This window comes from Cellulomonas sp. ATA003 (assembly GCF_031582905.1).
In the GTDB taxonomy this organism is placed as follows: Bacteria; Actinomycetota; Actinomycetes; order Actinomycetales; family Cellulomonadaceae; genus Pengzhenrongella.
Genome location: NZ_CP133990.1, coordinates 828,499 through 841,492 on the forward strand (window position 1 = coordinate 828,499; position 12,994 = coordinate 841,492).

The 12,994-nt window shown below is 66.6% G+C and carries 11 protein-coding genes and 2 pseudogenes; 5 read left to right on the forward strand and 8 right to left on the reverse strand.

Translation table 11 applies throughout. The features are described from left to right. Positions 1-8 precede the first annotated feature (8 nt). The 5 genes and pseudogenes from REH70_RS04170 to REH70_RS04190 form a co-directional block, all read right to left on the reverse strand. Positions 9-542 (reverse strand): hypothetical protein, encoded by a 534-nt coding sequence (locus REH70_RS04170; RefSeq protein WP_310752533.1) that lies wholly within the window; start codon positions 540-542, stop codon positions 9-11. Next, positions 539-1,582 carry an ArdC family protein gene (locus tag REH70_RS04175; RefSeq protein ID WP_310754135.1) on the reverse strand — a complete coding sequence of 348 codons (1,044 nt, stop codon included), beginning with the start codon at positions 1,580-1,582 and terminating at the stop codon, positions 539-541. The genes REH70_RS04170 and REH70_RS04175 overlap by 4 nt, the downstream gene beginning before the upstream one ends. Positions 1,583-1,642: 60 nt before the next feature. Beyond that, positions 1,643-3,105 (reverse strand): annotated as a pseudogene (locus REH70_RS04180) (ATP-binding protein); the annotation flags it as partial. Then, on the reverse strand, positions 3,102-3,551 hold the full coding sequence (locus REH70_RS04185; protein WP_310752535.1) for a hypothetical protein: 450 nt from the start codon (positions 3,549-3,551) through the stop codon (positions 3,102-3,104). The pseudogene REH70_RS04180 and the gene REH70_RS04185, both read right to left, overlap by 4 nt. Positions 3,552-3,592: 41 nt before the next feature. Continuing rightward, positions 3,593-4,192: an A24 family peptidase gene (locus tag REH70_RS04190; protein WP_310752538.1), complete on the reverse strand. Its 600-nt coding sequence runs from the start codon at positions 4,190-4,192 to the stop codon at positions 3,593-3,595. Between the two features lie 101 nt (positions 4,193-4,293). Here REH70_RS04190 and REH70_RS04195 point away from each other — a divergent pair, with 101 nt between their 5' ends. Then, a complete protein-coding gene (locus REH70_RS04195) occupies positions 4,294-4,536 on the forward strand; it encodes a helix-turn-helix domain-containing protein (protein WP_310752540.1) in 243 nt (80 codons plus the stop codon). 322 nt (positions 4,537-4,858) lie between these two features. Here the strand turns inward: REH70_RS04195 and REH70_RS04200 are convergent, their stop codons facing one another. The 3 genes from REH70_RS04200 to REH70_RS04210 are packed head-to-tail and all read right to left on the reverse strand — an operon-like array spanning position 4,859 to position 9,779. Further along, positions 4,859-5,626, reverse strand: a complete 768-nt coding sequence (locus REH70_RS04200; RefSeq protein WP_310752541.1) for a type ISP restriction/modification enzyme — start codon at positions 5,624-5,626, stop codon at positions 4,859-4,861. Continuing rightward, a complete protein-coding gene (locus REH70_RS04205) occupies positions 5,563-8,073 on the reverse strand; it encodes a type ISP restriction/modification enzyme (protein WP_310752543.1) in 2,511 nt (836 codons plus the stop codon). The genes REH70_RS04200 and REH70_RS04205 overlap by 64 nt, the downstream gene beginning before the upstream one ends. A gap of 2 nt (positions 8,074-8,075) precedes the next feature. After that, a complete protein-coding gene (locus tag REH70_RS04210; protein ID WP_310752545.1) occupies positions 8,076-9,779 on the reverse strand; it encodes a DEAD/DEAH box helicase family protein in 1,704 nt (567 codons plus the stop codon). A gap of 468 nt (positions 9,780-10,247) precedes the next feature. On the opposite strand from REH70_RS04210, the pseudogene REH70_RS04215 reads away from it, so the two are divergent. The 4 genes and pseudogenes from REH70_RS04215 to REH70_RS04230 all read left to right on the forward strand — a co-directional run bounded on the left by REH70_RS04215 (position 10,248) and on the right by REH70_RS04230 (position 12,818). Further along, positions 10,248-11,230, forward strand: a pseudogene (locus REH70_RS04215) (DNA cytosine methyltransferase). 9 nt (positions 11,231-11,239) lie between these two features. Beyond that, a complete protein-coding gene (locus tag REH70_RS04220) occupies positions 11,240-11,431 on the forward strand; it encodes a hypothetical protein (protein ID WP_310752547.1) in 192 nt (63 codons plus the stop codon). Between the two features lie 44 nt (positions 11,432-11,475). After that, entirely contained in the window at positions 11,476-12,324 is an 849-nt protein-coding gene (locus REH70_RS04225) for a hypothetical protein (RefSeq protein WP_310752549.1), read from the forward strand. A gap of 23 nt (positions 12,325-12,347) precedes the next feature. Then, positions 12,348-12,818 (forward strand): very short patch repair endonuclease, encoded by a 471-nt coding sequence (locus REH70_RS04230; protein WP_310752552.1) that lies wholly within the window; start codon positions 12,348-12,350, stop codon positions 12,816-12,818. Positions 12,819-12,994 lie beyond the last annotated feature (176 nt).

The following is a 12,994-nucleotide window of genomic DNA, read 5'->3' on the forward strand; positions in this document are numbered from 1 at the left end:
AGAGCTGCTCACGCTGCACCGGTGTCTTTGTTGGGGTCGTGCAGGACTAGGTAGCCCGAGTCGTGGCCGAGTAGCACCATCGCGAATGGCTTGCGGGCGAGCAGGCCGGGCGGCATCCGTAGCGCGGCCACGCCGTCGGCCCCCGCGTACGAGGTGGACACGACCACGGCGATGCTAACCCGTTCCCCGGGTCGGAACCCGGCCTCGGCGACGCCGAGGAACGACCCACCCGTCGAAGGGTGCACCGGCGTCGGGGCGGGCACGTGGGGGCGCTCGATGAGGCGCAGCTCGTCGGCGTCGGCGGGGGTGATGATCTCGGCGATGTGGGTGCCGTCGGGCCAGGTGACGTCGACGCGCACGACCTGCCCGACGTGGACGCTGATGGCCTCCATGACCTGCCCGATCGCCGCGCTGCCGATGGTCGCCCACTCGGCGGGCACGGGAAACGGCTGGGTGTCGATGTGCACGGTCAGTCGGTCGTCCTCGCCGATGACGATGTTCGCCCGCGGCAGCACTGTGGCGCTGGGGTTGGGGCGCTTCACAACGGCACCGTGTGCGTGGGCTCGGGTTCGGGAGCCGGGACGGGAACGGGGATGGAGCGGGCGGCCCGGTCCAGGCCGGGCGGTTCTCCGCCGCCCACCTGCACGGTGTCCAGCCGGTCGAGGATCGTCAGCGCCGTCTGGCGCACCCGGTCGAAGGTGGAGGTCACCACCTGCACCGGGTTCACCAAGGACACGGACGCGGCCCAGGTGGACACGTACGGGACCGTGTACTGGCTGGTGTCCAGGCCGTGGGCCGCACCCACCATCAGCGCCACCGACTCGGCCTCCACCTCCGCAACGCCGCGGTGGCCGGCGGCTTCCTCGTTCGCAGGGCCGTGGAGCATGACGTGGGCCAACTCGTGCGCGAGCGTCTTGACCCGGGCCGCGTCGTCCATATCCGTGCGGACCGTCACGGTCGCGTCCAGGTAGCTGGTCAGCCCGTTCGCCCCACCGGTCGCGGCAGCGTCCGGCGCCTGGCGCAGCGTGAAGCCCCGCTCGAGGACCTGCATGGTGAGCCCGTCCCACAGGCCACGGGGTGCAGCGCCGTGCAGGAGCTGGGGCGCTGGTGGCTCGGGCAGCGGGTCACCCTCGGTCTGGGTGATGTCCCACATGTACGCCGGCCGCGTGGCGACCAGGCGGGAGCGCATCGTCTCGCCGGGGTCAGGTCTTTCGCCGGGGTCGAGCGGGCGCCACGGCCCGGTTGCCGGGTTGGCCGCGACCATCCGCTGAATCACCGGGGCGAAGATCATGTACCGGGACTGCCCCTTGAGGACCTGGCGTCCCAGCGACTGCCACTGGCGGTACCCGGCCACGTAGGTCGGCACCGGCTCGCTGACGCGGCCGGCGTCGAACGCGGCGGCGTGCTGGACGTAGATGAGCAGCGAGTTGCCGAAGTTGCGCCGGCGGAACTGCGCGGCGAACTCGATCGCCCTGCGCCAGTCGGCCTCCGTGGTCAGCGCACCCACGGCGTCGGCCAGCGTGGCGTGCAGCGCGTCGAGCTTGGCCTCCCGGTCGGTCACCTGCGTGGTGTTCCGGTGCATCACAACCCTCCCCGCCCGGTCTCTTGCGATGCGGGTGCGCTGCCTGCGCCCGACGGGGGCGGTCAGGCGGGCGTCGGTCCCGAACAGCTCCAGTTCGGCGGGGACCATCTGGTGGGTGACCAGGAACGACCGGTCGCGGATGCGCCACAGCCCTTGGCCCTTGCCCAGGTCGGGGAGCAGGTCGCGCTCGGTGTGGGTCAGCCCCAGCGCGGTGGCGGTCGGGCCCAGCTGGTCGGCCTCTTGGCGATAGATCACCCGGGTTTCGGCGTTGGCCAGGAGCGAGGCGGCTAAGGAGCGCATTGCCGAGCCGGAGTCCCCGACGTTGTCCAGGTCGGACAGCTTGTGGAAGATCAGGACGTTGGCGATGCCGTAGTGGCGGGCCAGGCGCCACTGGGCGTCCATGCGCCGCAGCAGGGCGGGGTGGGCCATCAGCCGCCACGCTTCGTCGTATATGACCCACCGCTTCCCGCCGCGGGGGTCGGCCAGGGCGGACTCCATCCACGCCGACGCGCACGTCATCAGCAGTGACAGGGCGGTGCTGTTCTCGGAGACGGCGGACAGGTCCAAGGAGACCATCGGCAACCTCGGGTCGAACCGGACGGTGGAGGGCCGGTCGAACATGCCGGCCAGGTCTCCGGCGACCAGGCGGCGCAGCGCGTGCCCGGCCAGTCGGCCGTCCTCGGCCAGCCGGGCCCCGTCGCCCCGGTCCGGCTCCAGGAGGCGGTCGACCACCATCGGCAGGACCGGCACGTCGGCGGAACGGACGGCGCCGGCCAGGGCGACATCGATGGCGGTGTGCTCGGTCGGGGCTAGGCGGCGCTCCAGGACGGTCTCGGCCAGAGCGCCGATGAGGTCCCGCCGGCGGGCGGTGACCTGCGCGGCCCACCGGGTGTCGTCGACGCCGGCCGGGCGGTGGCCCTCGTCGAGCGGGTTGAGCCGGTTGACCTGGCCGTGCCCGAGCTCGATCGCGATCCCGCCCACGGCCCGGGCGACCGCGGTGTGCTCGCCCTTGGGGTCACCGGGCACGTACACCCGCCGCCCGAACGCGATGGACCGGGTGTACAGCGACTTGGCCAGGGCCGACTTGCCCGCCCCGACGACCCCGGCGATCACCATGTTCGGTGCGGTAATCAGCCCACGCTGGTACAGCACCCACGGGTCGTACACGAACGCCGACCCGGAGTTGCGGTCCTGCCCGATGAAGACCCCGTCCGCCCCGAGGCCGCCCTCGGCGAGGAAGGGTACGCCCCGGCCCAGGTGGCCGAGGTGTCCTGATGCTTGGGTACCCGCAGGTGCCCGCGGGTCCGCAGCGCCGCCGGTCCGCGCTCCCCGGCCGCGGGCAGGTACGCGGTGGCGCGCCGCTCGGCCCGGTCGGCCTGCCACCGGACCCGGGCAGCGGCCTGCTGCTCGGCTCGTGCGGCGATGGCGGCGTCGGCGGCCGCCCGGCGGCGTGCCGAGCGCGACCGGCGTCGCTCCCCGGCGGGGATGACCAGCACCGAGGTGTGCACCCGCTCGCCGGTCACAGGCTCGGCTCCGACACATGGCGTATCGGCCGGCTCGAGCGCTCGGACGCGACGGTGGGCCCGGTGACCAGTGCGACCGGGGTGCGGGTGGCCGGGTCGTCGGCGTACCAGGCGATCTGCCCTGAGGACTGCGCGGCCAGGTCCAGGCGGTGCAACGCCTCGCCCTGCATGATGGCGGCCTGGTGCAGGTGCTGCGCCGCCGACAGCCCCAGCGCCCGGCCGGCGGTGCGGTGCCCGTTGTCGTCGTGCGCGGCCTGGAGGTTGTCGCGATGCGCCTGGGCGACCTGCTCCAGCACCTGACTGAACCGGGTGGCAATCGCCAGGATGTTTCCCATGGCCCAGTACGTGTCGGCCGGATCGTCAAACCGGCGCGTCGCGTGAGCAAGAGCCCGCATCGCCTGCGCTGCCTCCTCGGCAGCGGCGACGGGGTTGTCGTCGTTCGGCATCGCGGCCTCCCTGGTAGCGGTCACCAGGAAGGTGTGCGAACTCAACTCGCCAGTCCGGACGCCGCGACGGTGAGGTACAGGCCGGCCACCAGCGCCGGGCCGAACGGCAGCTGCCGACGATCGCGGCGGGTCAGGCGCCACAGCGCCAGCGGTGCCGCGAGCAGATGCGCCAGGACCACGAACCCTCCGACGGTCGGCCACCCGGCCCAGCCCGCTACCAGGCCCAGCGCCACCGCGAGGCGGACATCACCCAACCCCATCGACGCGAACCGCCACAGGAGCACGTACACCAGCCCCACCGTCGCGGCGGCCGCCCCGGCTCGGACCAGGCGTCCGCCGTCGCCACCGACGAACGCGCCAGCGACGAACACAGCGGTACCGGCGGCGAGGCCGGCGCGTGTGAGCACCGTGGGGATGCGGCGGTACCGGGAGTCGATCACCGCGGCGGCCGCCATCAGCGGCGACAGGCACAGCAGCGCCGTCATCAGCCAGGCGTCGACGCCGGCCGTCCGGATCGGTACGACGGCGAGTGACGCCGTGACCGCGAGGATCTCACCCCAATGACGGTGCATCAACTGAGCGCCCCCGGGACGGGTGGACGGCTCCGGCTCCGTCACCTGCTCCGCACGCTGGGCGCCCACAGACCCCACGGTAGGGCCGTGGCCGCGCGGCTCTGGGACGATCGCTCGGGGCTGTGGATGACCGCGCCACGTGCCGTCGCACACGGACCAGGATTCGGCCCATGGTCCACACGCGGTTCCTCACGCCCGCCGACGTCGAGGAGATCCTCAACGTCTCGCGCGGGCAGGTGTACTCCCTGGTCCGGGGCGGGGACCTGCCCGCCATCCAGATCGGCGGGCGCGGCGTCTGGCGGATCGAGCAGGCGGAGCTCGAGGCGTACATCGCCCGCCAGTACGACCTGGCACGCCGCAAGTACAGGACAACGGACCCGCCGACGAGCCCGACAGGCGCCGCCAAGGACTGAGGCCACCACCCCAAGTCTCGAACGCGCGTTCGATTCACGGGGATACGATGCGCGATCGGACGGGACTCGCACCGCAGGACCAGACGGAGCCGGCCGGCAGGGGTCAACGGAGCGTTAGCGTGGGTCATCGAGGGGTAGGTCCTTCAGCTCGCAGGAGGTTGGTCGCACTTCCATCCTGCCGCCGGGACCTACCCCTCCCTCACACCCCCGCCGGCGTCACCAACCTCATGAGCCACAACAGCTAGTCCGCCCACCAGCGCAGCGACGACGAAGAGACCCTGCCGGCTTCTCTGCCCGGGAGGTTCCCGAGCTCCCGGTGCGGTTACGTGACATCGAGCTGTTCCACATCGGCACCGGTCGCCGGGACCGCAAGGAACTCCACCTCAGGGAGGGATCGCACAATGCGTACAGTCTCGACACTTACGGTAACTATTCGACGGAGCAGATCGAGAATATGACGTGAATTGCCCGAGTCGCTGGACCAGGTATTCGGATCGTTGAGGATGCCCGACGCCTTGTCGGTCTTGAGCTGGTAGCGCTCCAAAATCCACTCGATCGCTGACCTGGAGCCCAGGGTGTATTCGTGCGCTTCGTCAGGGATGCCGGTGACAGTAATCCGCGAGTTATAGTGCACCGTTGAGCGATCTTTCGTGGAGCCCTTCCTGCCGAATCGCATCTTCTCTACTCGATAGAGGTCGCGATCTGCGCCGTGAAATAGCGGCTGCGACTCTGGCTCGCCTGTGATCTGCAGCGACCAGGGCTCGACCGACTCATAGCCCAAGTGCAAGTTTGACAGTGCGAGCCCAGCCTCCGAGAATGCGATGAAATCCGGGCGCAAGGAAACCATCGGGAGCCTGGGCAGCATCTTTTTCAAATCGGCACCAAAGGCCTCGCGATACGCTGGCGAATGCAGCACCCCGTACGCGTAAGTGAAGATCTGATCTTTGGTTACGTCTTGCCCGTAAGCTTCTCTGTAGCGAGACAGCGTTGCGTCCGTGACGTTGTCGTATCTTTCATAGCCGTCGATCACCTCCGGTTCCTCGCCGTCGAGGGCCAGTGCGCCTTGCTCGACGGTGACGCCTGCTGGCACGTAGGTCCATCGAGGAAAGTACCGGCCCCGCTACCCGCGCCGGTAAGATGAAGATCCGGAATGCAATCCGTGGCTAGTGCGGAGAAGGCGACGCCCGAACCCTTCCCTACGACGTAGAAGCCCCAATTGGGCACATCTGAAGCAGGGAACATCGACGGCAGTTGGAGCGTACTCGCGTTAAATTGCGAATCGAAGTACACATGCTGCTTGTAAAACGGACGATACATCGCCTTCCGGATATGACTCCGATCGAAGGAGGCCCTTCTCCCTCGGATAAGGTCCGACTCAAGAGTGGCATCCCAACTCATCTTTGTCGGATCTCGATCGATTATCGCCTCGACGACCGCCTTCCTGTCCCGCGCCCCCTGAGCCACGGCTTCCTGGACAGCGTCAACGTGGCCATTGAATACTGCGATCGTTCGTTGGATGTTGGTCTCAAGTTGAGCTCTGGACGAGTTGTAGGCCCAAGCGTCCCGATTCGTTGGAAGCCCCAACGTATGCGATCCGAGCACACTGGCTCCTTGTTCGCCGCGCACCAGAGCGAGAGGAGAGAACTCGCCAAACTGGGCCGTGCGCTGCTCGAGCCAGTCCCCAGATTGGTGCGGCTCAATGGTAGACCATTCGATATCGGCGATGGACTTCCCGGCGAGAAATGCCATCTTGTCCGACCGGGAGAGGTGATCGGCCACGGCGGCATACTTCACGGTCCCAGGCTCTTCCGATGCGCCGGTCTTTACCAGGAACACCACGGCGACTGTCGTTTGACTCCCGGCTCCGAAAACCTGACCGCCTTCCGCCTGCCAATCCGTCTTCTTCATATTCCCGCGAAGGTTCAAGACGTATATCCAGTCAAATTCTTCGACCAGCGTCTTGCGCATGCCGTCCGCCGAGCCAGCCTCAAGGAAGCCTCCGTTCGTCACGAAGCCGATCACGCCGGCATCGCCGATACGGTTTGAGGCCCAGCGTATCGCGCGGACGTATGAGTCGAACAGCTTGTGCTTGCCTTTACGGCTCATTCGCGCGACATACGTTCGCGAGATGTGTTCATCCAAAGTCGCGTACTTGACGTTGGCATTGTTGTCATTCTGCGCTGCCTGGCCCACTGAGTATGGAGGGTTGCCGACGACGACGCGGACGTCAAGGGTCTTCTGCTCTGACAGGCGCGCGTTGTTGGCCGGGAAGATCTTCGCATCCATTGTGTCGTCGCGCTCCGACATCTGAAAGGTATCGGTCAATACGATGCCGTCGAACGGTACGTAGCCTTCCGGTGATCCATGCTCGCTGACTAGGTCGTGAAGGGCTGCCTCGATATTTATCGCGGCGATGTAGTAGGCCAGGAGCAGGATCTCATTGGCATGCAGTTCGTCGCCGTACTTGCGGAGTAAGTCGTCGGGGCGGATGAGCCCGGACTGAAGCAACCTAACGATGAACGTGCCGGTTCCGGTGAATGGGTCCAAGACATGAACGCCTCGATCGGTCAGCGAGGCGCCGAAGTGTTCCCCCAGCAAGTTCTCAACCGAGTGAAGAATGAAGTCAACGACCTCCACGGGGGTGTAAACGATCCCCAGTGCCTTCGCCGCCCGCGGGAAAGCGATCTTGAAGAACTTCTCATAGAGTTCTGCAATGATCTTCTGCTTTCCCGCTGCGTTGTCGATGCCGGCCGCGCGCAAGCGCACCGACTCGTAGAACCTCCCGAGGGTCTCGTTCTCCGCCTTGAGGTTGTAAGGCTCAAGCGTGTCGAGCATCGCCTGCATCGCTTGAGAAACCGGATTGTGCTCTGTGAAGGAGTACCCCTCGAACAACGCATCGAACACGGGGCGCGTGATCAAGTGCTGAGCGAGCATGTCGATCGCGTCACTCCGACTGATCGAGTCGTTGAGGTTCCCGCGCAGGCCGGCATGAAAGGCGTCGAACTGGTCATGCACGGGCAGTTCTGGGTTGTCCAATAGCGCCTCAATGCGCGTACGGTGTGCGCGGGCAATGTCCGCGACACTCTTGGCCCAATCTTCCCAGTATCGACGGTCACCTACCTTGGTCACGATCTTGGCGTAGATGGCGTCCCGCCATTCGTCGAGCCACTGCAGGTTCAGAGTCCCCTGAGTACCCTTATCGGCGGACGACCCCAAGTCGCCGTCATCAGCCTCGCCGCCTACACCGATGATCTGAACGCGGTCATCGCGGCCTTGATTGAGATCGATCTTGTTGACCATCGCGTTGAACCGCTCGTCGTGGGCACGCAGGGCCTGTAGCACCTCCCACACCACCGCATAGCGGCTGTTGTCCCGCAATGCATCTTCGGGCGTCATGCCGGCGGGGATGCCAATGGGCAGAATGATGTAGCCGTACTGCTTACCCGGCGATAGGCGCATCACACGGCCTACGGACTGCACGACGTCGACGACGGACTTGCGCGGGCTGAGGAACATGACCGCGTCCAGCGCGGGCACATCTACTCCTCGGACAGGCAGCGGGCGTTGGACAGCACCCGGCAGATATTGGCGTCCGTGTCGGCCTTGAGCCAGTCCAGACGCTGGTTGCGGACCAGGACGTTGAAGGTGCCGTCGACGTGGTCGACCTCGCACCGCAGCGGGCTATGGCCGGTACTGGCCTGCCCGGGTACGTCGTAGTAATCGCCCGAGGCCGCGAGGCGCTGGTGCGCGAGGTAGTCGCCGACCACCTCACCGAACATCTGTGCGAACTGCTTCGACTTGGCGATCGTGCCTGCGAACGCGACAGCCCGAGTCATCGGTGTCGCGTCGTCGCCGAATCCAGACTCGGCGTGCCCACGTTTAGCCAGCCCGTTCCAGCAGCCGACGATCTTGGCGAGGTCGTCCAGGCGTAGTTCTGAGTTGTCATCCGCGAGCTGCGCCTGGAAGGTCCTCGAGACGTCCTTCTCGTCCACCGCCAGTACCAGGACCTTGTAGTCGGTGAGGAGCCCGGTGGAGACTGCCTCGCCGAAGCCCAGCCGGTGAAACTCAGGGCCGTAGTCGGACTCGTCGTCCATGGACGTCAGGACCGCCTGGACCTGGCCAGCCTTCGCCTTGGAGTTGTCGTCGTATATGCGCGGGGTCGCGGTCATGTAAAGGCGCTTCGCTGCCCGGATGAACGTGTTGTCATGCACCCGCTTGAACGCCGACTCGTCCTCGCCGTTCAGCGTCGCGCCAGTGGTGCGGTGCGCTTCATCGCAGATGATGAGGTCAAAGTCGGATAAGCCCTTTGACTGTGCCTCGGCCACCACCCCGAGCGACTGGTAAGTGGAGAAGATGACAGTGAGCTTCCCTGCACCGGAGCCCGTTTCCGCAAGTTGCGCGTGCAGCCGGTCTGAGTTGGTCGTAGCCGGCAGCGCAAGGTCAACCACGGAGATGTCCTCATCCCCCGGGACGTTGGCGCGCTTGCCGATCTTGGTATCGGAGCAGACAGCGAACGGGCGCAGTGCGGCCTCGGTCTCAAGCGACCATTCCCGTAGCGTCTGCGACAGCAGGGAGATCGAGGGCACCAGGAACAGCACCGTGCCGCCGGGAGCAACCAGGTCTTCGGCAATCCGTAGCGAAGTGAACGTCTTGCCCGTACCACAAGCCATGATCAGCTTGCCTCGCTCAAAGGTCTGAAAGCCCGCGCGCACCTTCTCGAGTGCTGTCCGTTGATGGGGACGGAGCTGCTTGCGGTCCTTGAGCTCCATGACCTCCGGGGTGGAGACGTCGAACTGCGACCAGTCGATCGAGGACTCGGCCAGGTCCATAAACCTCAACCGCTGCACCGGAATCTGCTGATTCTCGACTGCGTCCTCGGCGTTCTTGCCCCACTTGTCCGTAGTGCTGACGATTAGCCGCTGACGAAAGGGTTGCTTGCCCGACGCCGCCAGGAAGGAGTCGATGTCCGCCCGGGCCAGGTAGTGCGCCGGATCGTAGAATTTGCACTGGATCGCGACAATGTCACCAGTCATGGCGTCCTTGGCGACCAAGTCAATCCCCGTATCGGGCTTGCCGTTGCGGCCTGGCCAGTCGGTCCACATCCACACGTCGGCGAACCGCTCCGACCACTGCAGATCAGTCTTGAAGAACTGGAGCATCAGGCGCTCGAATTTGTCGCCCTTGTCCCGCTCATCCGTCGCGGAGTAGTACAGCTTGTCCAGGATGTCTTCAAGCGTCGTCACGGGGCGCATCATCCCTCATCCGCGGTGTTCGGCGAAGCGCCGAGTGGGTGAAGGGTCGCGGGCGGCCGGCGTGTCGAGGCCTCCGGCGGCCCGTCCACTCCGGCCTCGAGATGCGGCATCGCCGTCGGCGTCGGGATCGGTGGACGGCTCCTGGCGGGTCTGCCCATGGTCGCCACCGGCACCCGGTGCGCCGGCGGGTTGCAAGCTCGTTGCTAGGGCGACGACTACTCTGCGGTGCCGCCGGTTGCTGGCGCGGATCAGCTCGCCACTTGCCGAAGGGCCTGCCGCAGCGCGGTCCCTGTCAGACCCAACTGTCAGGATCACTCCATCACCGCGGCGACGCCGCCCGCACCCAGTAGCGACACATGACAGGACAGGGTCTCGCTCAGACCGGGCGGCGCGCCTCTCCAGCCGACCGAGGAGCGTGTCTAGAGTGTTGCTCACAGGAACACGAAGTGAGGTAGTGGCGTGAGTAACGGCGGTAGCGTCGTCGGGCTGTTCGCCGGCATCGGCGGCATCGAGCTGGGCCTGGCCCAGTCTGGCCACAGATCTGAGCTCTTGTGCGAAGTGGATGCCGGCGCCCTTGCCGTTCTCGCGGACCGCATGCCGGATGCGGAACTGCACCCCGACATCCGAACCTTGAGGTCCTTGCCGAAGGTTGACATTGTCGCGGGTGGCTTCCCATGCCAAGACCTGTCTCAAGCTGGGCGCACCGCCGGAATCGGAGGGAGCGGTCCGGCCTTGTGGATCACGCGCTGCGCTTGGTTCGACGCCAGCGAGGCGGACCCCGGTGGCTGATGCTGGAGAACGTGCCCTTCATGTTGCAGCTGGACAGGGGACGAGCGATGCGCCACCTCACCGAGGCACTCGAGGAGATGGGCTACCGGTGGGCCTACCGCGTCGTCGACGCCCGCGCCTTCGGCCTTCCCCAGCGACGGCTGCGCGTCGTGCTACTCGCCTCGCGCACCGAAGACCCGAGAACTGTGCTGTTCGCCGACGATGTGACCCCCGACCTGCCTGGGCTCGAAGTCGCCGACGATCACGACTGCGGCTTCTACTGGACCGAAGGTGTACGCGGCCTTGGTTGGGCCGTCGACGCCGTGCCCACCCTGAAGGGAGGCAGCACCATCGGGATCGCCAGCCCCCCAGCTGTCTACCGCCGCGAGGGACACGACCTCGGGCTGGGCATCGTCACACCAGGCCTCGTCGACGCCGAACGCCTGCAAGGCTTCGACCCCGACTGGACCACCGCATCCGTGCGCGATGCCGGCACTCGCCTGGGACACCGTTGGAAGCTCGTCGGCAATGCGGTGCCGGTTCCCATGGCTGCCTGGGTAGGGCGCCGACTGTTCGAACCTGGCCAGTACGACGCCAGCGCCGATCGAGGTCTTCAGCCCGGCGATCCTTGGCCGACGGCTGCGTGGGGTAGCGGGGGTGGCGTACCGGGCTGACGTGTCCACGTGGCCCGTGATGTCGTCGTACCACCATCTGGAGGACTTCCTGATCGACGCCAAGCCCCTTCGCTGCGCGCCACGACAGGCTTCCTCAAGCGCGCCGAGAGCGGCAACCTGCGCTTCGTCGACGGGTTCCTCGACGACATCCGCGCCCATGCCGACATCATGCGTCAGCGTGAGAAGCTCGTCGCCGCCTAAACTGCAGTCCTGACGGCGCACGAGTAGACGAGGAGAGCCCCATAGTGGACGGTCCCGAGATCATCACCCGGACCCTGTCCCTTCCCGCAGTCCCCGACAAGCATGGCAACCTTTGGCAGTACCACTCTCGCTCGGACCGGCACTCCAAGGTTGCGTGTTGGGCGATCCTGTTCGATCTGTTGCAGCACTCGCAGACCTTCGCTGCACATGCTCGGGCCGGAAAGGTGACCTTCGGGATCAACCGCCAGATGCGGGATTTTCGCACCAATCGCACCAAGGATCTCGACCTGGTCATCAGCAGACCAGGACCCGCTCCGCTCTCGCGGCCACCGGCGACCATGCACGACCTCGCCCTGCGATGGGGTCTGCGTCTGACGCCCGAGCAGCGCACCCGGCTGGCGGAGCTCGCGCCCTTGGTGGAAGGCACGGCGGGCAACGTGCTGGTGGCGCTCGAGGCGAAGGCGTGCATGACCGCGCACATCAAGGCGCTGCCTCGCCTGTTCGACGAACTCAGCTCCAGCTACTCGACCGTCCATGCCGACACACAACAGGCGCTGGCGGTCGGATTCGCCATGATCAACGCGGCACCGACGTTCCTCAGTGCCGACATGAACAAGTACGACCTGCGGGAGCGCAACGCGACGGTGAACATCCACCCCGAGCATGCGGTCACGCGGACCATCGCCAAGATGCGCGAGATCGACCGACGCACCGGCCCGGGCACCGACGGCTTCGACGCCTTCGGTGCCATGGTCGTGTCCATGCGCAACGACGGGACGCCGGTCACGCTCATCACCGATCCCCCGGCTCCAAGGCCTGACGACGTCGACTCCTACCAACGCATGATCGGGCGGGTCGTGCAGAGCTACGACGTCACGTTCGCCGGCATCTGAGCGGGAGGGAGTGTCCTGTTCGGGTGAGCGGTGACCGGACCGAGAAGGTCGCGCGATCGACCCCAGCGGCCTCCACTCCTGCTGTCCGCAAGCGGATGCAGGCCACCCGGGGGCGTGACACTGCCCCTGAGTTGGCCCTGCGCCGCGAACTGCACCGCCGGGGGCTTCGCTACCGCGTCGACCTGGCCCTGCCCGAACTGCCGCGCCGGCGCATGGACATCGTCTTCACCCGAGCACGCCTCGTCGTACTTGTCGACGGGTGCTTCTGGCACGGATGTCCAGAGCATGCCAGCACCGCCAAGGCCAACGCGGACTTCTGGGCAGCGAAGATCCACGCCAACCAACGTCGGGACACGGACACCGATCAACGGTTGACCGCCGCTGGCTGGACCGTCGTACGCATCTGGGAGCACGTGCCCATCAGCGAGGCCGCCGACCGCGTCCAACGCATGCTCCCGACAGTAGGACGCTCTGACGCCGAGTTGAGCGTGTGAACGCTTAGGGGTCTTCCGGAGACTTCTGAAGATCTTCCCAAGAGTGTCCGAAGCGTGTCGGTGGACGTCGAGGGGCCACGTGTGCCATGCTCGGCCCGACAACGACGAAAGCCGACTCGAGTCCTACCTCGAGTCGGCCCGTCGACCAACAGGCTTGGCGGCCCGTGATCCGTGTT